Below are 23343 nucleotides of genomic sequence, written 5' to 3'. Positions count from 1 at the left end.
AAACTTAAAATGAGTAGATTATGGATACTAAATTTTACAGATTTTTATACGGAGGTTTTGTTTTATTTGGATTGTATTATGCGATTTTTTCGCAAAACTACAGCGACGCCGGAATGATGTTAGGAATTGCGTTAGCTTTTGATCCGTTCGATCAAAAACAACCTTTCAACGAACGACCAACTTGGCAAAAAGCGTGGTTATTTGTGCATTTAATTTTAGTGTTTGCTTTTTTTGGAATTGCTTTTTTGGGTTAAATTATTTCCCTTTCAACAAATTAATACTCACGGTTGCATACTCCGTGTTTGGGAATTTATGAAATAATTTTTCGTCGGGTTGCAATCCTGCTTCGGCAGCAATTTTATGCAAAACATCAATTTCAACAATGTACTGATCGGAAAATCCGTGTGTAGCATCATAAGCTGTTGCTGCTGTTTTGCCTAAATTTTTTGCCGTTAAGTCAGGTGAAATCGTATGTAATTCAATTAAAAGCAAACCGTATTTTGCCACAAAAGGGGACCATTTTTTCAAATGTTCTAATAAATTATCTTCCACATCATTATTTGTAATTCGCTCACCTCGAAAAGCAAAAGCTCCAGTTGATGGACTTAAGCGATTTGGTGTTTTCGTTTTCGGATTTTCCCAAATTCGGTTGTGGTCCAGAAAGGTTCGAACATTCAACAAATCATTTAATTGAATACCGTAATTTTCACTTAAATCTTTGGCTAATACATCGGGTTGACCAATATCGCCCCAAATCACTTTTGCCCAGATATCAGCATTAATCAAATTGGCTCTGGTGACTTTCAACGCAGCTTGATTATAATCGGCACCGACCAAAAATAGGGGATAATCATCCAACATTCTTCCTCGCAATGTTTGTCGATCAATGACTTCAAAAATATGCTGAATAAAGGCTCCGTTACCACATCCCATATCTAAAATACCTTTCGGTTGTTCTTCAATCGGACGGTTAAAAAGTTCAATTATAATTTCATCAACTACTTTAAAATAGGTTGCGTGAGCTCCGCCACTTCCCCAAACATTCATTTCACGGTCCACGTGCAATTCATCTTCGCCTAAACCTACATTTCGTAGCACATTTGGATTGCCAAAAATCAATTCATCTACTTTTCGAAACATTGGTAAATAGGAAACCGTAACGCCATAAGCCGCCACTTTTTTAGCAAAGAATAAACCATCTTCCGTAAATTGATAAAATCCGTTTTTTTCGGTGAACCATCCCAAATGCACAAAAAAGTTCAGAATTTGCGTAAAATGTTCCGGTTGTTTGTGAAATTCTTCCGGTTTAAAACTCGTTTCCATAAAATACTTATGAAACATGCCATTCATTCCCAATCGTACTAAGGTGGAACCCACTAAATTCCCTTCAATATGTCGTAAAACTTGCTTTTGAATCGAAAGTGTTGTTTCATCATCCGAAAAAGTGATTCCACAATTGTTTTTATATTTTTCAAACAATGGTTTTAAACGTAAAAAAGGTTCTTCCTGAAAAACCCGATTATGAAAATTTCCGGCGAATTTGGATAATTCCACTACATCCTTATACAACGGAAACAAATTAAATGCAAGTTTACTTTTTTCGTTTATCGAATAGGAAACTTCATTCGATTGATTATTCACTTGAAAATCAATAAAACCTTGTGAAGCCAAAACCCGCATCGCCACATTGAGATAACCTTCGTTTGATTTGAATTGCGTTGACAAATCAGACAGTGAAACTGATTTTTCAGATAATAAATAATCCAACACACCTTTTCCCCATAAAGCATAGGCTACGGGAGCGGTTACTAATCCATCTAAATGTTGAAAAAGCTGACTTCTAAGTAAAGATTTGTCTTGCATAGTGAACCTATTTTTGTTAAAGATAAAAATTTTTTCATTTAAATCGAACGAGTTCTTTGTATATGCATTTTTCTTTTACGTATTTTTACTTTTCAAAAAATCATCGCCAAATGTCGGACATTATTCTTTTTACCATTGTATTTATTCTTGCTTTAGCCATAGGAATTTATATCGGAAAACTACTTTTCACAGCTCAATCCAAATCAGAAAAATCAGGTTTGGAAGAACGAGTGAATGGACTTTTGGCTCAAATTAATCAATTAAAAATTTCTTTTTTAGAGGAAAAAAATCAGTTTGAAAAAAATTTAGAATTAGAAAGAAAAGATAAAGAAGAAATTCGCCGAGAAAAAGATTCTTTATCGATGCAATTGACCAAAAAAGAAGCCGATTTTGAAAATCTTTGGCAACGCAACAAAGAACAAAAACAAGAAGTAGAGGAGTTACAGGAAAAATTTACGAAAGAATTTGAAAATTTAGCCAATAAAATTCTCGAAGAAAAAACAGTGAAATTTACGGAACAAAATAAGGAAAATTTAAAAAATATTTTATCGCCATTACAGGAAAAAATTCAACATTTTGAAAAGAAAGTAGAAGATACGCACAAAGAAAGCATTGATTATCACGCTGCTCTTCGTCAGCAAATTGTTGGGTTGAAAGAAATGAATGAGCAAATGAGTAAAGAAACGCTCAATTTGACAAAAGCGTTGAAAGGCGACAGTAAAATGCAAGGAAATTGGGGCGAATTAATTTTGGAACGCGTTCTCGAAAAATCCGGATTAGAAAAAGGGCGTGAATATCACGTGCAACAAAGTTTTCAAACTGAAGAGGGCAGTCGTGTTTTTCCGGATGTCGTGATTAGTTTACCTGATGGAAAGAAAATGATTGTCGATTCAAAAGTTTCGTTGACGGCTTATGAACGTTATGCTAACGAGGAAGATGATGTGCAAAAAGCAGTATTTTTAAGAGAACATATCAATTCTATCAAACGTCACGTAGAACAATTGAGTGATAAAAATTACCACGATTTGTATCAAATGGAAAGTCCGGATTTTGTCTTGCTTTTTATTCCGATTGAATCCGCTTTTGCGATTGCTTTGAATGATGATAATTCGTTGTATAACAAAGCTTTTGAAAGAAATATCATCATTGTTACGCCAACAACTTTATTAGCAACCTTGCGAACCATTGACAGCATGTGGACCAATCAAAAGCAACAAGAAAATGCTTTAGAAATTGCTCGTCAGGCTGGAGCTTTGTATGATAAATTTGAAGGTTTTGTTTCCGATTTAATCAAAATCGGCAAAAAAATGGATGAAGCAAAAGTGGAATACGGAAATGCAATGGGAAAATTGGTAGAAGGCAAAGGAAACCTTGTAGGTAGTGTAGAACGTCTCAGAAAAATGGGTGCAAAAGCCAAAAAAGCACTTCCTGAATCTATTTTAAAACGAGCAGGCGAAGAAGAAGGCGAAGAAATGTAAGATTCACATTTTCAGATTCATATAGTTTTGTGTTTTCAAGAAATTAAGAAAACCTTATGAATAAAGAACTTTTGAGGTATTTTAAAAATTTGAAATGACGTAACCGTATTGAATTTGCTTTTTTTGCTTGTAAATTCTTAAAACTATTTCAGTTTATTTGTGAATCTTATTGATTTTTTATTATTTTTGGATGCAAATTCCAAAAACTAATAATGAAAAAGAGTTACGCATATTTATTCCTATTTATTTTTACTTTAGGCTCAACTTTTACTATCGTTTCATGTTCTGATGATGATGATTATACTCCGATTGAAGATGTTTTGCCCATTGCTACTGATGATTTTGCAACTTATCCTTTGGCAGAATCTGTGGAAATCCCAGTTTTAGAGAACGATATAACCGGAGATGAAGTAATTCCAACAACTGTAAGCATTGTTGGAGGAGTAGATACTGATTCAAACGGAACATTAGACAAATTAGATGTTGCTAATGAAGGAATTTGGACAGTAAATGCATTGAGCGGAAATATTACATTTACTCCTTCAGAATCTTTTATTGGAAATCCTACAGTTATTAAATATACTGTAGAAGATTTGGAAGGAAATGTCTCCAATCAAGCCAATGTAACTATAACAGCCGTTTCAATAGCAGTTGTTGATTTAACTCAAGTTCCTTATCCAAAATTATCCGACTACAAATTTTTTGTTGGCGATATAAAAAATCAAAATCCATCTTATGGTGTTTTACCATATAAACCGGCAAGTTCTCTTTTTACAGATTATGCTCTAAAAGCACGATTTGTTTGGATGCCGGATGGAACAACTGCAACCTATAACGGTGATGAAAATAATTTAGAATTGCCTGTTGGAGCTGTTTTGATTAAGAATTTTTACTACAATAATGTACAACCTTCCAATACAACCCGAATTATTGAAACTCGTTTAATGATTAGAAAAAGTGAAGGTTGGATTTTTGCCGAATATGTTTGGAACAATGAACAAACCGAAGCTTTTTTACAAACAGGAGGAAGTTTGACGAGTATAACTTGGTTGAATCAAAATGGAGTTTCTCAAACGGTTTCAAATTATAGAATTCCTTCGGAGGTTGAATGTTTAACTTGTCATAAACAAGAAGTAAATCCAATTCCAATCGGAATTAAACCACAAAATTTAAATACTATTTATAATTATCAAACCGGAATGCAAAATCAATTGGCAAAATGGATTGAGATGGGTTATTTGCAAGATAACTTACCAAATACAATAGCTTCAGCAGTTGATTATAATGATACTTCTAAATCATTAGATTTACGAGTTCGTTCCTATCTTGATATTAATTGTGCTCACTGCCACAGCGAAATGGGACATTGTAATTACAGAGACATTCGCCTAGATTTTGTAGATACAACAATACCTGCCAATTTAGGTATTTGTGTGCCACCGGTTCAACCAGTAGATGGTGCCACAAGTATCGTTGAACCAGGAAATCCTGCACGTTCTGCTTTACATGGTAGAATGAATACTAATGAAGCAAATTTGATGATGCCTTTAGTTGGCAGATCAGTAATACATGAAGAAGGAGTTCAATTGATTCAGGATTGGATTAATTCTTTAAATGGATGTAATTAATATAACTAACTAAAAATAAACTAAATAACATGAAAAAAATTACAATTTTAATGCTGACTTTTATTAGCATTTCTTTTTTTCAGGTAAATGCTCAAGATACTTGTGCTACAGCTCAAGGAATTACTGCAGGTACCTACACAGTTTCAACAATTGATGGAACTCAAATTCCATTACCGGTTTGTTCATCAAACGGAACAGGAGCTAGTAATGGTGAATGGTATTCTTATACCTCTACAATTAATGTAAATGTTACTGTTACAACTGATTTACAAGTGAATATATGTAAAGATACTCGTATTCAAGTGTACACAGGTAGCTGTGATGCCCTTGTTTGTATAACCGGAGACGATGATTCAGGAGTAATTCAATGTACTACTAATAATAATACAAGTTATTTATCGGTAGCAAACTTTACAGCTATGGCAGGAGTAACTTACTATATTGCTTTTGATGATAAATGGAGTGATAGCGGATTCGATTTTGATTTAATTGAGTCAGAGTATGAAGAACCCGTAGTGCCAAGAATTTCATTTACAAATACAAACATCGCATTAACAGGAACTTTTAAGGAGTGTACCGTGGATATGAATAATGATTTTTTAGATGATATAGTTGGTATTAGTCAAGATTTTGTTCATATTTTTTATCAAAATCCTGAAGGAGGATTTACCACAAACCAAGTAATTCCAACAACTAGTGCACAATTTATGCCTTCATGGAGTACAGCTGCCGGAGATATTGACAAAGATGGTTATAATGATTTATTATATGGAGGAGGACAAGGTGTAACGTTTATGAAATCTATAAACAATGGAACCGGTTTTGTTCAGATGTCAACTAGTGAATATGTGTTTTCACAACGTTCAAATTTTGTTGATATTAATAATGACGGACACTTAGATGCATTTGTGTGTCATGATGTGGCTCCAAATGTATTCTACCTTAATGATGGTGAAGGAAATCTTAGTTTTAATCAAGGAGGAATTGGAAACTATCCTTCAGGTGGTCATTATGGTTCTCTTTGGGTTGATTATGATAATGATGGAGATATCGATATGTTTATCGCTAAATGTGGTGGTGAAATAGCAAGAAGAACTAATCAATTATTTAGAAATGATGGAAATGGTGTGTTCACAGAAGTTGGTGCAGAAGCCGGATTAGCAGATCCAATTCAAACATGGTCTTCCGCTTGGGCAGATTATGATAATGATGGCGATATGGATGTTTTAGTTGGTTCTTATGTAACCAACGAAGCTCACAAATTAATGCGTAACAATGGTGATGGAACATTCACAGATGTAACTGTCGGTTCAGGATGGAACTTAAATACTGCTGTTGGTACAGAATATATTACCTATGATTTTGATAACGACGGATTTGCTGATGTATTGGGTTCTGGTGGAATTGTAATGTTTGGAAACGGAGATTTAACTTTTACTCCTTTTACAGTGTCAGGACTATGGGTTGGACCAGTAGGAGATTTTAATAACGATGGGTTTTTAGATATCCAAGCAGGAAATACTTTAAAAATTAATGATGCTAATGATAATAATTGGGTAAAATTAAACTTTAGAGGAATTCAAAGTAACGGAAACGGAATTGGAGCTCGTGTTGAAATTTATGGAGCCTGGGGTAAACAAATTAGAGACGTAAGAAGTGGTGAAGGGTTTGCTTATATGAGTTCTTTAAACGTTCATTTTGGTATCGGTCAAGCAACAGCAATCGATCAAATCATCGTAAGATGGCCTTCAGGAATTGTTGATACTATTGATAATCCTTCAATTAACGAAGCTTTATTGGTTGTAGAAGGAGAAACATTAAGTGTAAACAACAACGCTTTTTCAAGCTTTAAAGTGTATCCAAACCCTGCAAAAGATATTGTAACATTACAATCTTCAAATAATTCTGAAGTTGTTTCAGCTGAAATTTTTGACCTTAACGGAAGAAAAGTTTTTGAAACTCCTGTGGTAAATGAAACTATCTCAATTCAATCACTTGCTACCGGAACGTATATTCTTTTAGCAAAAGATAGCCAAGGAACACCTTCAACACACAAGTTGATTAAACAATAATACCTAACCAAACTAAATTTTGAAAAAGCCCTCCTTTGTGAGGGCTTTTTTATAACTTTGAATTTCAAAAAAATTATCAAAATGAATTACATACTTTTTGACGGTCCGGTTCGAAATGCACTTTTGCCCTTTACATTTACCCGTCCGGTGGCAGATATACGTGTCGGAATTTTAACCATTCGCGAAAAATGGGAAAAATATTTAGGCTATACCACCACAACTATTACCGAAGAATATTTATCAGAAAAATTTCCAATGGTTGAAATGGAAGAAAATATTCTAATCAATTCTTCTTTTTTGCCGAATGAAGTATTGGTAGAAATGATTAAAAGTTTAGAAAAAAATCAAGCCATTTTTAAAGGCGAAGAAGTAGTTGCTTTCTATACGAATGATACACAAGAAGAAGTAGATTTTGATACGTATGAAATCATCGATTATAACGAAGAGGGTTTACGCATTGAACACACATGGGATATTTTTGCTAAAAATGATGCCGCCATCCGCGAAGATTTTGAACTCCTAACCGAAGGAAGAACATCACAACCCATTCCAAAAAGCGTAAACGTCATTAATCCTGAAAATATTTTTATTGAAAAAGGAGCAAAGCTCGAATTTGTCACCTTAAACGCCTCCACCGGACCAATCTATATCGGCTACAATTCCGAAATCATGGAAGGTTCTGTCATTCGCGGCCCTTTTGCCTTGTGTGAAGAAGCTCAAGTAAAGTTAGCTACAAAAGTCTACGGAGCAACCACAGTTGGCCCACATTGCCGAATAGGTGGTGAAGTCAATAACTCTGTTCTTTTTGGTTATTCCAACAAAGGTCACGATGGATTTTTAGGAAATGCTGTTTTAGGCGAATGGTGCAACATTGGAGCAGATTCAAACAATTCCAACTTAAAAAACAACTACGAAGAAGTAAAATTATGGAGCTACGAAACCGAAGGTTTTGAAAAAACCGGCTTGCAGTTTTGCGGACTCATGATGGGCGATCACAGTAAATGTGGAATCAACACCATGTTTAATACGGGAACTGTCGTAGGAGTTTCAACCAACATTTTCGGTAGCGGATTTCCAAGAAATTTTGTGCCGAGTTTCAGTTGGGGAGGAGCAGCCGGGTTTTCTACTTACATCACCAAAAAAGCATTTGAAACAGCTCGAATCGTCATGTCTCGCCGTCATGTAGAATTCACCGAACAAGATGCGAGAATTTTAGAACATGTGTTTGAAGAGACGAAGAAGTGGAGGAAGGAGTAATTCTTTTTATTTCTCGCAAAGACGCCAAGACGCGGTAAAAAGCTTTGCGTCTTTGCGTCTTTGCGAGATATTATTTTTAGCGTTCTTAGCGTAAACCTTTGCGAACTTTGAGGTTAAATCATCACTTCACTTTATAAAAAAATCCCTCAATCCATTTCCAATTATAATTGAATATATAAAGAACAATAAAAAGCATAATTAGAAACAAAATAACTTTTATAATAAGTTTTTTTCGTTCTAATTTCCGTTCAACAAGCATTTTTTCTCGAATGGATTCCAATAATTCAGGTGTCGCTTGCACGTGATCCACAAACTCAGACGTTTCGTTGGACGTGTTTTCCAAACGTTTTAATTTGTCAATTCGATTGCGTTTGTTGTTTCTCGAACTGATTAAAGCGTGCAACATTGAACCTTCTCCGGGCATAACCTTTATTTTATGTTTTAGTTTTCTCGCAAAGACGCAAAGACGCCAAGTTTTTTCTCTGCGACTTAGCGTCTTTGCGAGAAATTACTTTTGTGAGCTTAGGTTTAAAGCTTCCTAACTCTTTTTAAAGATAACAAATTCAACGGATTAATCCCCAAACCTTCCACATTTTTCCTTGTAAACCGAGCCACTTTATCATAAAAAAGTAAAATAACCGGAGCTTCTTCAATGATGATTTTATCCATTTGTTGATACAATTCAAATCGCTTGGCATCATCGGTTTCTAAAAACGCTTTTTCATATAAAGCATCAAATTCAGCATTTGAAAAATGAGTATAATTCGGTCCGTTTGGAGCAAAGTTCTTACTATAAAAAAGTGATAGATAATTCTCCGCATCGGGATAATCGGCAATCCAACTTGCTCTGAAGAAAGTTACTTTGCCAGTCGCAATCGCTTGTCGTAATGTCGATGGCGGATTCACATCAATTTCAACATCCAAACCTATTTTTTGCCATTCGCGTTGTAAAAATTCACCAATATCAATGTAAGTTGCATTCGTACTTAAAACAATTTTTGGTTTTTTAATGCCTGTTTCTTTGATATAATCAGCTACCAATGATTTGGCTTTTTCGGGTTCGAAGTCATACCCTTTTTGATTATTGAAACTTGGCATTCCGCTTGGAATTATTCCACTTTTTGCCGGAATTCCCATATTGTTTCGAAGATAGGTAATCATCTTAGCTCTATCGAAACCATAATTTAATGCTTGACGAATTCGTTTGTCCAAGATTGTTTTATCCGAACCATCCATTCGAAAACCTAGATATTCAGTGTTGAGATATGAACCGCTAATTAAATTCACATCATCTGCATATTTCGGTTGTAATTCACCTTTTTGTGTTAGAATTTCATCTTTATAGGAAGGATCCAAGCCGGAAACAAAATCAATTTTTCCTTGAATAAATTCTAAAAAACCACTTTGTTTATCGGGTAAAAAAGTAATGGCAACGGCTTCTAAATAAGGCAATTGCTTTCCGTTTTCATCTTTTTCAAAATAAATCGGGTTTCGTCGCAACACCAATTTTACATTTTCTTCCCAAAATTTAAATTGAAAAGGACCGGTTCCAATTGGTTTTGTTCTGAAATCATAATTCGGACTTTCAATAATTTCTTTTGGAACAACCGATGCATATTTCATCGATAACAAACCTAAAAAAGCCGGAAAAGATTTGGCTAATTTTATTTCGAAAATAGTATCATTTATCGCTTGAAAATTTTCCACATTCTGTAAAATCCATCCTCCGGGTGAAGCGATTTTTTCGTCTTTCAATCGTTTTAAACTGTATTTAAAATCACTTGCTTTCACAGTTCGAGTGGAATCTTTTCCAAACAAATGATGCTTATGAAAATACACATCGGTACGAAGTACGAATTGATAGGTTTTTCCATCTTCCGAAATCGTCCAACTTTTGGCAATATCGGGTTGAATTTTCAAACTATCATCCAACTGAACCAATCCGTTAAACAATTGATTACAAGCCCAAATGATGTTTTGTGATTTTGAAAATGCAGGATCTAAAGTGGCAATGTTCGCACTTTCATTGTACCTAAAAACATCTTTTACATTTTTATTCTTCTTGGAATCTGTGCATCCAAAAGTTAATAGTAGTAACAAAAAAAGGATAAATCTTGTAATCTTCATCTTTAAATTATAATCTCGATTACAAATATATAGATTAGAAAGTCGATTACTTTAGGAATAACAAACAAAAATAAAATCTTCCCGGATTTCTTTTTTGTTATACAGTTATTCTTCCTTCTACTCCATCTGAGTTATCCGATTTTTTACCGCTAACAATCGCTCCAAAAAAGTGTAGCATTGAAATAAATTTTCCGGATTTTGTATCCCAATAGTAAACTTCAGAAGGTTGAACTCTTATTATGCTAACGTTTGGATCCTCTTTTCCATCAAACCAAGCATTTGCAAAAACTGACCATTTTTCGTCTATCATTGATTGATTATCATAAATATATGCATTTCCTAAAATAGATAAGTACTCATAATCCCCGTTGTTCATAAAATAGAGTTGAACCTGATTATCTTGCAGAATTTCCATATTTTTATTACTTGCCTTGCTACTAATAAACCATAAATTTCCTTCTTCATCACATTCTTGCAAACTCATTGGTCTTGCGTTAAATGGTAAACTGGTTTTCAAATTGGTAATAAACATACAATTTTTGGCTTTTTCAGCTAATTCTTTAAGCTTTGCAATTCCTTCTTTATTAAATAAATTTTCTTTAGACATAGTTATAGATTTTTAAACGATTTTGTAATTTTTGTTACTTTCAAAATTCCATCATTTTTGTACATTTTGCATTACATTATTTTGAGAAATTGTTATATAATTAATAATTGCGACTAAATCGGTTTTGAAAAAACCAGTGTATTTTAAAATTGTTTGTAAATTTGCGGCGTTCATTCTTTGACAACGATTTCATTAATGGACGCTAGCTATGAAGAATAATAAAAAAGTCGCTTTTTACACGCTTGGCTGTAAACTGAATTTTTCAGAAACATCTACAATTGCTCGAAATTTTCAACAAGAAGGTTTTGAACGAGTTGATTTTGAAGAAGTTGCTGATATTTACGTGATTAACACCTGTTCGGTAACGGAAAATGCTGATAAACAATTCAAACAAATTGTAAAAAAAGCATTGAAAAATAATGAGAAAGCGTTTGTAGTTGCGGTTGGATGTTATGCTCAATTAAAACCCGAAGAATTGGCAGCTGTTGATGGTGTAGATTTGGTTTTGGGTGCGACAGAAAAATTCAAAATCACTGATTATCTCAACGATTTGAGTAAAAATGATATGGGCGAAGTGCATTCTTGCGAGATTGAAGAAGCCAATTTTTACGTAGGAAGTTACTCCATTGGCGACCGAACGCGTGCGTTTTTGAAAGTTCAAGACGGTTGCGATTACAAATGTACGTATTGCACGATTCCGCTTGCTCGTGGGATTTCACGTAGTGATGAATTGCAAAATGTGTTGAATAATGCCAAGGAAATTTCGCAACAAGGTATCAAAGAAATTGTGCTAACCGGTGTAAACATTGGTGATTATGGTAAAGGCGAATTTGGTAATAAAAAACACGAACATACTTTTTTAGAATTGGTTCAGGCTTTGGATGAAGTGGAAGGCATTGAGCGATTGCGAATTTCTTCCATCGAACCCAATTTATTGAAAAATGAAACCATCGATTTTGTTTCAAAAAGCCGAACGTTTGTACCGCATTTTCACATTCCATTGCAATCGGGAAGTAATGACATTTTAAAGAAAATGAAACGTCGTTATTTGCGAGAATTGTATGTGGATCGGGTGACTAAAATTCGCGAAGTGATGCCGGATGCGTGCATTGGTGTGGATGTAATAGTAGGTTTTCCCGGAGAAACAGATGAACATTTTTTAGAAACCTATCATTTTTTGAATGATTTAGATATTTCCTATTTGCACGTTTTCACGTATTCTGAACGAGATAATACTGAAGCAGCTGAGATGGAAAATGTAATTCCGGCAAATGTTCGCTCCAAAAGAAGTAAAATGCTTCGCGGATTATCCGTAAAGAAAAGAAGAGCATTCTACGAAAGTCAACTCGGAACTACCCGAACCGTTTTGTTTGAAGCTGAAAATAAAGAAGGATACATTCACGGTTTTACCGAAAATTATGTGAAAGTAAAAACGCCTTGGAATCCGGAATTGGTTAATACGTTACACGAAATCAAACTGACGAAGATTGATGAAGATGGTTCGGTTAGGATGGAGTTTTTGAAGGATTTTGTTTCGGTTTAAAAATAGAATTTTTCTCATATCTGTGTCATCCGACGATAAGGAAACCCGAACTAAGCCAACAGGTGAAGCAAATCACACAAAGTTGAGATTGCGTATTCTATTAGTTTAGTAACACTTTAACTTGGATTATGTGATTTCTCCTATCGTCGAAATGACACAACTGGGCGGGAAAACTGTTCCTGTAGTTGCAGACTGAATACTGATCACTGCGACTGTGACTGATCACTACTTCTCAAAAACCGCCATTCTTCCATCAATATAAAATTTAGAAAACCCAATATTCTTACTAATCCAATCCATTGTTTTAGGATGATAAAAGAACACGTGCGTTGGGTCATTTTTATAATACCACGAATCAAAATTATTTTTTTCCGAAAAGAAATCGGTTTTGCAGTATAATTTTCCGCCGGGTAAAAGTAAATCATACAATTTCTTGAACTCTTTGTAGGGATGATGAAAGTGCTCAATCACTTCGCAACAAGCAATAAAGTCGTATTTTTCGGTTAGAACTTCAGGATTGTTTGCAAAAAATGGATCGTATTCCACAATTGAAAAACCTTCATCACGAAGCATTTTTGTAATAACAGGTCCGGTTCCGCTGCCAAAATCTAATCCTTTGTGTTTTGTAGTAAAGTCTTTTTTGATTGCATCAACAATTGGAGAAACAAATTGCTGATAACCAAGGTCGTTTACATCATTGTTGTGAAGTTCGTAATGTTTTTGTTCTTCAGTTTTAGAGATGTAATTTCTATCATCCAAAAAAACAGAAAAACAATTGGTACAGAAATAAAATTCTCTCGAATTATGACTGTAAAAATGGTTAGATGGCGAAGAACAAAGTGGACATTTCATGGTTACAATTTTATTCCGGGTGGTAATAATTCTTTGTAAACCGGGTTTTTTCTGAAAAAATGAGTAACTTTTGGGTGCGTAGGAACAACTTTAAACTTTCTTTCTTCGGCAATGGAAAGTACAGCTTTAATAAAATCATTAATGATTTCTAGGTCTAAATCTTCAGAATGATGAAGTTTTGTTAAAAACAATTTTCGTTCTTGTATAGCATATTCCATTACCAATAAACCGAAATCGGTTTGGGTTTCAAATTGTCTTAATAATTGATTGTCTTTGATTTCCATACTTTTGTTGGGTTAGGAAAAATGAAATTAGTTTAAGCAAATGTACGGATTTTTAAAATTTTTTCTTTCAAAAAGAATGTTAATGTCTGCCATTGCTAAAATTATCAGTAAATTAACTACCAATTCAATTCAATTTCATTGTAAAGTTTTAATTTTAGGACTTAAATAATTGTTATGGAAAAAATTCCAGTTTATTTCATGCCAGGATTGGCGGCAAGTACGTCAATTTTTGAAAGAATCGAATTGCCGAAAGATCAATTTGAAGTATTTTTGTTAGAATGGATACTTCCAAATCCAAAAGAATCAATAGCTGATTATTGTATCCGACTTTCAAAAAATATTAAACACAAAAATCCGGTTTTAATTGGTGTTTCGTTTGGTGGTGTAATTGTGCAGGAAATGTCCAAAGTGATTCCGGTTCAAAAAACAATTATTATTTCCAGTGTAAAATCGAATAAGGAGTTTCCCAGACGATTGAAAATTGCAAAATCAACCAAAGTTTATAAATTATTGCCAACGGGGCTAGTTCAAAATGTAGAAACATTGTCAAAATTTGCTTACGGTGATACGGTCAAGCAACGATTAAAATTATATGATCGCTACCTTTGTGTGCGAGACAAATGCTATTTAGATTGGGCTATTGAAACTATAATTCTTTGGGACAGAATTGAACCAGACCCAACAATAATTCATATTCACGGCGATGCTGATAATGTTTTTCCAATAAAATATATCAAAGATTCGATCGTTGTTAAAGGCGGAACACATATTATGATTTTAAATAAATTTAAATGGCTCAACGAAAATTTGCCAAAAATTATTTTAAATAATAGCTGAGTTGGACTGATTTTTGTAGTTTTACAATTAACAAATAAATAATGTTAGGTATGAAAAGGATAAAAAATGTAGCAATTGCGGCAGTTTTAATAGGTTTGAGTGGACTATTTGTTTATTCATCATCTAAGAAGATTGTTGTAACAGAAAAAAGAGAAGTAATAGCACTTCCTTTGGAAATTGATTTTGCCGGTGAAAAAGCACCTTTAAATATTGCTGATGTTCGTGAGCGGTTGGATAGAGAAATGGTTATTAACACCAATTTGCATTCAACCACAACGTTAATTTTAAAAAGAGCAAATCGTGCTTTTCCAATCATCGAACCTATTTTAAAGAAATATGGTGTTCCTGATGATTTTAAATATTTAGCCGTTATTGAAAGTGGTTTAGCTAATGTAGTTTCGCCAGCGGGAGCTCGTGGTGTTTGGCAATTTATGCCTGAAACTGCTAAAGAACACGGAATGGAAGTGAACGATTTTGTAGATGAACGTTACCATCTTGAGAAATCAACCGAAGCTGCTTGTCGTTATCTTTTAGCCGCAAAAAATAAGTTTGGAAATTGGACTTTGGCCGCTGCTGCTTACAATGGCGGATCTGGTGGTGTGAATAAACAAATTACCAATCAACAAGTAACGGATTATTATGATTTGTTGCTAACGGAAGAAACTTCGCGATATGTTTTCAGAATTTTGGCTTTGAAAGAAATCATGAAAAATTCTGCTAAATACGGTTTTGAAATTCCGAACGAACAATTGTATCATCCAATTGAAGTGAAGAAAATTGAAATTGATTCTACAATTACTGACTTAGCCGTTTTTGCGAAAGAACAAGGGATTAATTATAAGATTTTAAAAATTCATAATCCGTGGTTGAGAGATAAAAAGCTTGAAAATAAGTCTAAGAAAGTTTATACGTTAGAAATTCCGATTGAAGGTTATTAATTTTTTAAACAAATGAAAATGACAATTTCAACTTTGTTTTTGTTGCTTTGTATCGGATTATTAGCCGGAATTTTAAGTGGGTTAGTTGGTGTTGGAGGCGGAATTATTATGATTCCATTATTGGTAATGATGGGAATGTCTCAACATCAATCACAAGGAACAAGTTTAGCTGTTTTGGCAGTTCCTGTAACAGCTATAGCCGCTTTTAATTATTATAAAGAAGGTTATGTAGATTGGAAATATGCCGCAGTTATTGCCGTCTTTTTTGTAATTGGCGGTTACATTGGAAGCAAATTTGCAGTTCAAATTGACCAAAAAATTCTGAAGAAAATCTTTGGAATTATTCTTCTTTTTGTTGCCGGAAAACTTATTTTTGGGAAATAATTAATTGGTTACTAACAATTCTTTTTTGTCTTGTTTGAATTTTATTAACTCCGAAAGCCGATCTTTAAAAACAGTATAATTCATTTCTACCGCTTTTTTTGTAGGTGTTTTTAGTGGAGTAGAAGCAGAACCTCTTTTTATATTTACAACTTGAAGATGTTCATCAATCATGTAACAGGTTGGAAAGCCTAATGTTTCTCTCATGTTTTCTACGATTTCATTATCGTTTTTATAATTTTTGTGAGCGTAACAGATCTCTATATGACTGTTAAATTTTTTCGCAAATTTTCGGGCTTCTTTTTTCTTACCCCAAACAATTACGATGAATTCAACATCTTTATTTTCTTTTGCGAGTTTATTTAAGGCTGGAATTTCACCTTTTCCTGGAATGCACCAAGCTGCGTAGGTTACTAAGAAAATTGGTTTTTTAACCTTACTCATTTTGAGTTTTCGGTTATCAACTCTTTTTAAGGTGTAGTCATTAAATTTGGATCCGATAAGTTGATTTTGAACTAAACTATCAAACAAAAATTGACCTCGTTCAAAATCACCAACGCGATAGGCTTCATTACTTTGTATTCTATATTTGAGAAAGTTTGTTCGAACAGCCTCAGTAAATGATTTTGGAGATTCCAGAACTGTTTGACTAAGTAAGTCTAAGTTTGAGGTAACAAATACTAATATGAGAATAATTCTTTTCATATTTAGAGTAATTTGATTCAAACAAAGCTATTTAATTTTATTAACAAAACCAAAATTTATTGGTTAATAACCTGTTAATAAGTCAAATGGTAAAAAATAAGCCACAAAATATGCCCTACTTTATTTCACAATCATTTTTTTGACACTTTTTTTATCTCCTTGAAAAACTGTTACTAAATATATTCCTTTTGATAAATTTTTGATGTTGATAGAATCATTTGGTGTTGAAGTAACCAAAACTAATTTACCAAGTGAATTATGAACTTCTACTTTATCAATTGAAACATTTTGATTTAAGTACATATAATCTGTGGCAGGATTAAGAAAAGAAAATAAATCCAGTTCTTGAGAAGATTCAATTGAAAGCGAGCAATCGTCTCCTACAACATACGAAAAATAACTGGTTACTGATAATCCACCGGCATAAGCAAATTTAGTAGCATAGCTAATAGTAGAACCTATTGTTTGATTGGTAATTGTGTACGTGTAGATATTTCCTGAAACATTTGTCATTTGGTATTCGGTAAATGGAGTTTGTCTCCACAAGAAAGCTACAATTCCTACTTTATCCGTATCTAATAATTCAAAAGTGATTTTAACATCGTTTCCGATCGTTTCAAAAGCATAGTTATAGCCAATTGAAAAAATTCCTTGTTGGGCTTCGTTGTCTGTTCCTGAGCAACCAATTACTTCGGTTGTTGTGGCACTCAAAAGAATAGGATTGTTCGCAAATTCATTCCCAGAAACATCACTAGCCGATACAGAAAAGTCATAGGTTGTGTTTGGCATTAAATTTGGAACGATTACTGATTTCTCTTCGCCGGAAGGATTTGCTGTAGTAATATTTTGACTACCATAACTAATTGTGTAGGCTACATTACCTGAATTGTCATCTGCGTTGAGTAAAAGTTCAATAGTTGAGCTAGTGACCGCTCCTACAGTAGCAGTAAAATTAGTTGGAGCCTCAGTATCAACCAACGTGTTTTGATAAACTCTAACGTAATCAATTTCCATCGTAGCTTGTGTGAAATTTGACGGAATGTTTCCTGCAACTCCACCCATAGCGATATTTAAAAGTAAATATTGTTCTGCATCGAATGGCCAAGTATTAGCGTTTTTAACTGATGGATTATAGGTGTAAAATGCTACACCATCAAGTAGAAATGTAATTTCAAATGGAGACCAATTCATTGAATACACATGAAAATCATTTCCTAGATTTGAGGCAATTGTTCCGCCATGATTAATGGTGTTTCCAAAGGAAGAAGGCGTGTGAATGGCACTTTGTATGTAACCCGCAGGTTGTGATTGCGTAATTCCGTGTTCCATAATATCTATTTCGCCGCAGGCCGGCCAACCTGTATTTCCAAATTCTGCATCAAAAAAACCACCGTCTTCGTTTACATTTTTCCCTAACAGCCATAATGCAGGCCAAGTTCCAAGATTGGTTGGTATTTTGGCTCGGATATCAACTCGACCATATAGAAATGCAAATTTTGAGTTTAATCTGGCAGAAGTATACTGTTTTGTTACTCCTTGATAGGTATAATTTTCTTTTTTTGCCACAATGTTCAGAAAACCATTATTTACAAATGAATTTGAAATTAGGTTTGTATAATGTTGCACTTCACCATTAAACCAACTTCCGCCATTTGGTAATTGCGTTTGATGATGCCATTTAGTAGAATTGATTGCTCCGTTTGTTTCAAATTCGTCAGACCAAACTAAATCGGTGTAGACAACATCAACTTGAGCATTACTAGATTGTGAAGTCATAAAAATGAATAAAAAGAGAGCAAAAAGGATAGTTTTTTTCATGATACATACAAATTTTCGTAGCGTTTTTTTTAATTTTAAAGGAATATCCTTTAACTGAATTTTTAACCAACATATAAGTTTGTATGGCTTATGTGTGTAATTTTTTTAAGAGGATATAATTTTTTTATTTCTCACCTTGGTATTTTAATTCTTCATTTTTATCCCATAATCCCCAGTAAGCACCAACTTCGCCTTCGGGACCAACCTTCCAACCTTCATCAAAAGAGGAAAAGTAGAAAATTTCAATATCGTTTTGTTTTGACCAATTTTGAGTATCGATAAAATATTTCATAGCATTTTCATGAGAAGCCACAGCACCTTTAAGCGATCCACCTTGACTTGGCCATCCTGTTTCGGTAATAATCACTCGTTTACCATTTCCGGCATGCTTAGCAGATTCAAACATGCTTATCATGTGATTAAAAGAATGTTCAATAGGGCAACCTTCCCAGTAGGGGTAGCAGTTGGTTAAAATTACATCACAGGCTTCGGTAATTCTCGGACGATGTGAAAATTCGTAATAGGCATCCACGTAACCAACCGGAATATTTGGAAGGGCTTCTTTCACACGTTGTATGTATTCCAATAATTGGTCTTCGGTTAAATCGTTACGGTACATTACTTCATTGCCAACGGCAGCAATTGTGACACAACCTTCGTTCGCCAGTGAAATTAAAGCTTCGATTTCAATTTCATTTTTTTCTAAATCATTTCCAAGCCAAGCACCTACTAAGGTTTTCATTCCGTTTTGATGAGCAATTCTAGGGATGTGTTCATTTCCTTCAATACAAGAAAAGGATCGCACCCAATTGGCATGGGGTTTTAAGATTTGAATACGTCGGTTTACTTGTTCGCCATATATTATGTCACCAGGTTTTTGATCATTTTCATACATACTAAAACAAATGCCATGCATGCCTTTATTTAATGTTTTTAGCCATAATTTAGATAAATCCTCAGGAGTATAATCAGCGATTTGAACTTCCTGATGAACATTTACACCATCCGAATAATTTTTATTTTCATCTAATGAAAAATAGTGACCTTCTCTAAATGACATATGTATCTGTTTTAAGTTCAAATTTTAGTTTTTCGTTTTTATCCCAAATTCCCCATGCTGTTCCTACAGTTCCTTCTTGTTTCACTTTCCATGATTCATCAAAAGAGGAGAAATAGAATAATTCTATGTTATTGCTTTTTGCCCATTCTTGAGAAGCTATAAAATACTTCATTGCATTTATTTCCGATGGAATAGCTTCTTGAACATTTTCGCCTTTACTTGGCCAACCTGTTTCTGCAATTATGATTTTTTTTCCTTTTGAAATGGTTTGAGTTAACTCCATCATATTTTGTAAATAAGAAAGTGAAAAATCATTATTTGCACCTTCCCAAAAAGGATAAAAGTTCACCAAAAGCACATCGCAATTTGAAACTAAATCAGGTCGGTCTAAAAATTGATAATAGGCATCAACATAGGCTACAGGAATACTTGGTACTGCTTCTTTCACTCTTTTTAGGTAAGTAATAAGTTCTTGCTCAGAAATTTCATTTCGATGTAATACCTCGTTTCCAACAGCAGCAATGTCAACTAAACCGGATTTTGCAAGTTTAATTAATGTATCAATTTCTTTTTCATTTCGAACTCTATCGTCACTAATCCATGCACCAACTACTGTTTTTAAGCCTTTTTGATGAGCAATTTCGGGTATTAACTCGTTACCTTCTGTACAAGAAAATGAGCGAATCCAATTGGTATGAGGTGTAATAATATCTAATCGTCTCTTTATTTGATCTGCTGTAAGAATGTCACCTGCTTGCTGACCTTCAACATAAGGACTAAAACAAAGTCCGTGTAATCCTTTGTTTAACATTTCTGAATAAAGAATTTTTAAATCTGATTCGTTTTTTAAGTTAAGTTCACTACTTCCAAATGATGTTACATTATTATTTAGTAAAGATTTTAATTTTCCGGGTATGTATGAAGATGATTCTATATTTTTATTTGCTTTTCTTTTAGCTAATTCTGCACTTATTTCCATCGCTCTTTTTTCAGTAATGTCATAATTTCTCATAACATACATTGCAATCAAAGTTCCTGCTATTGGAAAGGCAGAGAAAAATAATCGCAATCCATCTACGGCACCATCCGGTTGAGTTGGAGCATTCGGCGTAAAATCAACCAAATACATGATTAATCCACTTAAACCGCCGGCAATGGCAAATCCGAATTTTACCATCCACCAATAAATTGCACCAAAAATTCCTTCTCTTCTATGACCAAAATTTAATTCATCTAAGTCGCAAACATCCGCAGTCATCGACATCATTAAGGTAAATAATCCTCCGATACCGAATGAAAAGAAAGGCAAAGCAATCAAAAACAAGTAAGGTTTACCTGGAACGAAAAGAAACCAAAGTAAAATATAGCCAAAAATTGAGATACCTTGTGATGTTAAAAAGGCATTCTTTTTGCCCATCATTTTTGACATTCTTGCAACAATTGGTATTACTAAAAATGTGGTTGCTAATGCACCAATGCTGCCAAAAAGTGTTGGCCAAATCCACGCAGCACCAGCGTCACCATTAAACAAATAATAAACGATTATGAAAAATGAAAATGATGCAACTGTATTGAATGCATTAAAAATAAAAAATGTAGCAATACATAATTTTCTAAATGGTTCTAATTTAAATGCTTCTTGAAAACCTTTGATAATTTCTTTGAAACTTGAGCCAATGTTTTTCATTGTCAAAGGCTTTAAATTATCATCATTTATGGTGGATTCACTTTTTATAAAGATTGCAGGTACAATTGCCAAAAGACCACAACCAACTCCAACCCATATTGCCAATGTTTGTGCGGCTACATCTGCGGAAGAAAACCATGAAGGATCATACATTACTACCCAAAACCAAGGAGCAATTACCCATGCCCATTGACCAATCCACTGAGAGACAGCCATTATACTTGTGCGTTCATGAAAGTCATTACTCATTTCATATCCCATCGCCACATAAGGAACACTAAAAATAGTGAGTCCTAAATAGAACATCAACGACCAGAGTAAGAAATAATAAAAGTTATAGGTTATCCCATCCGCTCTTTCTAATTGCCACATCAAAATAAAAGAAATAGCCATTATAATTGCACCAATAAATACATAATGACGTCTTCGACCCCATTTAGACTTGGTATTGTCCGAAATAAAACCCATGATTGGATCAGTTATCGAATCGAATATTCGAGGTAAAAAAAATAAAACTCCCCACATCCATGTTGGAAATCCTAAATCTTGCACTAAAACAACCATAAATATACCTAATGCAGCAGGAAACATTTGATTGGCCAACATTCCCAATCCAAATGCGATTTTTTGTCCCATTGGCACTTTTCCGTTAGAAATACTATTTGACATAAATTGTTGTTTAGTTTGTTATTACCTACATTTTGACAACTATAGTTTGCAATGCCTTTGCACTTATAGTTGTGTTTTTTATTTGATTTCCAATATTCATTTGAATACTTTGTGGCTTTTCAGTCGGATTAAAAACAACAACAGCAATACTTCCGTCTGGATTTTTAACTGCAGTTGTCATTAACTCTTCATTATTAATCGTACATCCAATTTTTACAGCTCCCGGACGCATGAATTTGCTGAAATGTGCCATGACATAATATAAAGGTGTGAAATACACTTCGTCTTTTTCCGGATCAACAATCACAGGAGCAACACACCAGTTTTTAAACCAATTTGGTCCTCCTTGACGGTCTAAAACCATATTCCAATCTATCCAACCATCTACCCAATTGTTTAAACAACCGATAATATCAGTAGCATAACGATTCACGGGGGCATATTTTGGATGTAAATGTTTATCTTTTTCACTTGCCCAATCCCAGCCCCAATCGGTGGCTTCTTTTTTCCAATACCAAGCATCGTCTTGCCAATGTGGAATTTCAGAATCCACACAACCTTCGGTTTCAATTAAATATTTATTGGGTGCTTTTTTGTGAGCATATTGCAACGCATCAGGAAAAAAATCATAGGTACTTTCATACCAATGAATCGCCGTTCCTGCAAAATATTTGGAAGTTTCTTCGTTTTTATACATCGCATCCACCCATTCAGGAAGTCCTGCTCTGTTTTGGTCGTAGCCGAAGATTTTTACGTCTTTCCAACCGTCTTTTTCTAATTTTGGTCCGAGATGATTTTGTACAAACAAAGTCATTTCTTCTGGTAAGAAGTGAGTGCTTTCCCAGTTGTTTCCGTTTCCGTGTGGTTCGTTGATAACAGTAACTCCCCAAATATCAATTCCTTCTTTTTTATATGCATCTAAATATTTTGAAAAGTACAACGCAAAGGCATCGTTGAATTCGGGTAATAATTTTCCGCCAACGTAATTTTTGTTATCTTTCATCCAAGGAGGACAAGACCATGGGGAAGAAATGATTTTAAATCCATCTTTAGAAATCGCTTTTGCTTCTAAAATCATCGGAATTAAATCGTCTTTATCATCTTCTATGGTGAAATGTTCCATTAAAGTGTCGTTTTCCACTTTGGCATAAGTATAATTACTCAATGAAAAATCACATGATGCAATGTGTGTTCGGGTTAAGGAATATTTTGCACCTTCTTCACTAAAATAAGCATCCAAAATTTTCTTTCTGTTTTCTTTGCTAAGTTTATTAAGTAGATAAGCCGAAGCTTCTGTAAATGATCCACCAAAACCCGTAATGGTTTGAAATGTTTCTTCGGGATTGATGTTGATGATTGTCGGATTTTCATTTGCTGAAAATTCAGTAATTTTTGTCAGTGAATTTCCTGCTTCAGAAGTTTCATAAACCTCAATTTCTATTTCTTTTGTATCGGAACAACTTGCCATAAAAAAGGTCATAAGTAACGGAATGGTTAAAAATTTAAAATTGATTTTTATGTTTTTATTTTGCTTCAT

The 23343-nt window shown here is 34.0% G+C and carries 20 protein-coding genes; 9 read left to right on the top strand and 11 right to left on the bottom strand.

Translation table 11 applies throughout. The features are described from left to right. Positions 1-20: 20 nt before the first annotated feature. On the top strand, positions 21-254 hold the full coding sequence (locus tag B4N66_RS00230; protein WP_291091543.1) for a hypothetical protein: 234 nt from the start codon (positions 21-23) through the stop codon (positions 252-254). A gap of 1 nt (position 255) precedes the next feature. Here the strand turns inward: B4N66_RS00230 and B4N66_RS00225 are convergent, their stop codons facing one another. Next, positions 256-1863, bottom strand: a complete 1608-nt coding sequence (locus tag B4N66_RS00225; RefSeq protein ID WP_291091541.1) for a class I SAM-dependent methyltransferase — start codon at positions 1861-1863, stop codon at positions 256-258. Between the two features lie 110 nt (positions 1864-1973). On the opposite strand from B4N66_RS00225, the gene rmuC reads away from it, so the two are divergent. The 4 genes from rmuC to B4N66_RS00205 all read left to right on the top strand — a co-directional run bounded on the left by rmuC (position 1974) and on the right by B4N66_RS00205 (position 8298). Beyond that, a complete protein-coding gene (gene rmuC / locus B4N66_RS00220) occupies positions 1974-3341 on the top strand; it encodes a DNA recombination protein RmuC (protein WP_291091539.1) in 1368 nt (455 codons plus the stop codon). A gap of 212 nt (positions 3342-3553) precedes the next feature. Further along, positions 3554-4969, top strand: a complete 1416-nt coding sequence (locus B4N66_RS00215; RefSeq protein WP_291091537.1) for an Ig-like domain-containing protein — start codon at positions 3554-3556, stop codon at positions 4967-4969. Between the two features lie 29 nt (positions 4970-4998). Then, a complete protein-coding gene (locus B4N66_RS00210) occupies positions 4999-7041 on the top strand; it encodes an FG-GAP-like repeat-containing protein (RefSeq protein WP_291091535.1) in 2043 nt (680 codons plus the stop codon). A gap of 81 nt (positions 7042-7122) precedes the next feature. After that, complete coding sequence (locus tag B4N66_RS00205; RefSeq protein ID WP_291091533.1) at positions 7123-8298, top strand: GlmU family protein; 1176 nt, start codon at positions 7123-7125, stop codon at positions 8296-8298. A 121-nt stretch (positions 8299-8419) separates the two neighbouring features. Here the strand turns inward: B4N66_RS00205 and B4N66_RS00200 are convergent, their stop codons facing one another. From B4N66_RS00200 to B4N66_RS00190, 3 genes are all read right to left on the bottom strand, one after another. After that, on the bottom strand, positions 8420-8722 hold the full coding sequence (locus B4N66_RS00200; RefSeq protein WP_291091531.1) for a hypothetical protein: 303 nt from the start codon (positions 8720-8722) through the stop codon (positions 8420-8422). 104 nt (positions 8723-8826) lie between these two features. Then, positions 8827-10425 carry an ABC transporter substrate-binding protein gene (locus tag B4N66_RS00195; RefSeq protein ID WP_291091529.1) on the bottom strand — a complete coding sequence of 533 codons (1599 nt, stop codon included), beginning with the start codon at positions 10423-10425 and terminating at the stop codon, positions 8827-8829. Between the two features lie 97 nt (positions 10426-10522). Beyond that, positions 10523-11032, bottom strand: a complete 510-nt coding sequence (locus tag B4N66_RS00190) for a pyridoxamine 5'-phosphate oxidase family protein (protein ID WP_291091527.1) — start codon at positions 11030-11032, stop codon at positions 10523-10525. Between the two features lie 208 nt (positions 11033-11240). Here B4N66_RS00190 and mtaB point away from each other — a divergent pair, with 208 nt between their 5' ends. Next, the gene (gene mtaB / locus B4N66_RS00185; RefSeq protein ID WP_291091525.1) at positions 11241-12575 is read left to right on the top strand and encodes a tRNA (N(6)-L-threonylcarbamoyladenosine(37)-C(2))-methylthiotransferase MtaB; all 1335 of its coding nucleotides are present in this window, start codon (positions 11241-11243) and stop codon (positions 12573-12575) included. A 225-nt stretch (positions 12576-12800) separates the two neighbouring features. Here the strand turns inward: mtaB and B4N66_RS00180 are convergent, their stop codons facing one another. Then, complete coding sequence (locus B4N66_RS00180) at positions 12801-13427, bottom strand: class I SAM-dependent methyltransferase (protein WP_291091523.1); 627 nt, start codon at positions 13425-13427, stop codon at positions 12801-12803. 2 nt (positions 13428-13429) lie between these two features. Then, the gene (locus B4N66_RS00175) at positions 13430-13711 is read right to left on the bottom strand and encodes a GNAT family N-acetyltransferase (protein WP_291091521.1); all 282 of its coding nucleotides are present in this window, start codon (positions 13709-13711) and stop codon (positions 13430-13432) included. Between the two features lie 174 nt (positions 13712-13885). On the opposite strand from B4N66_RS00175, the gene B4N66_RS00170 reads away from it, so the two are divergent. From B4N66_RS00170 to B4N66_RS00160, 3 genes are read left to right on the top strand one after another with little or no spacing between them, the layout of a single operon-like run. Beyond that, positions 13886-14548 carry an alpha/beta hydrolase gene (locus tag B4N66_RS00170; RefSeq protein ID WP_291091519.1) on the top strand — a complete coding sequence of 221 codons (663 nt, stop codon included), beginning with the start codon at positions 13886-13888 and terminating at the stop codon, positions 14546-14548. A 50-nt stretch (positions 14549-14598) separates the two neighbouring features. Then, positions 14599-15486, top strand: coding sequence for a lytic transglycosylase domain-containing protein (locus B4N66_RS00165; protein WP_291091517.1), 888 nt, complete (start codon positions 14599-14601; stop codon positions 15484-15486). 18 nt (positions 15487-15504) lie between these two features. Further along, on the top strand, positions 15505-15870 hold the full coding sequence (locus B4N66_RS00160) for a sulfite exporter TauE/SafE family protein (RefSeq protein ID WP_291091515.1): 366 nt from the start codon (positions 15505-15507) through the stop codon (positions 15868-15870). On the opposite strand, the gene B4N66_RS00155 is transcribed toward B4N66_RS00160, so the two are convergent. From B4N66_RS00155 to B4N66_RS00130, 5 genes are all read right to left on the bottom strand, one after another. Continuing rightward, a complete protein-coding gene (locus B4N66_RS00155; protein WP_291091513.1) occupies positions 15871-16572 on the bottom strand; it encodes a TlpA family protein disulfide reductase in 702 nt (233 codons plus the stop codon). It lies immediately after the preceding gene. Between the two features lie 120 nt (positions 16573-16692). Continuing rightward, on the bottom strand, positions 16693-18390 hold the full coding sequence (locus tag B4N66_RS16355) for a family 16 glycosylhydrolase (protein WP_324522882.1): 1698 nt from the start codon (positions 18388-18390) through the stop codon (positions 16693-16695). A 124-nt stretch (positions 18391-18514) separates the two neighbouring features. Continuing rightward, complete coding sequence (locus B4N66_RS00140) at positions 18515-19450, bottom strand: glycosyl hydrolase family 17 protein (protein WP_291091511.1); 936 nt, start codon at positions 19448-19450, stop codon at positions 18515-18517. Next, positions 19440-21806, bottom strand: a complete 2367-nt coding sequence (locus tag B4N66_RS00135; RefSeq protein WP_291091509.1) for an MFS transporter — start codon at positions 21804-21806, stop codon at positions 19440-19442. Before B4N66_RS00135 ends, B4N66_RS00140 begins: the two co-directional genes overlap by 11 nt. Positions 21807-21831: 25 nt before the next feature. Beyond that, positions 21832-23343, bottom strand: coding sequence for a glycoside hydrolase family 30 protein (locus tag B4N66_RS00130; protein WP_291091507.1), 1512 nt, complete (start codon positions 23341-23343; stop codon positions 21832-21834).

Origin of the sequence: Flavobacterium sp. UBA2787 (genome assembly GCA_002352205.1) — a bacterium.
In the GTDB taxonomy this organism is placed as follows: domain Bacteria; phylum Bacteroidota; class Bacteroidia; order Flavobacteriales; family Flavobacteriaceae; genus Flavobacterium.
Note: the sequence above shows the minus strand (reverse complement) of the source record. Positions and strands in the feature narration are given on the sequence as shown.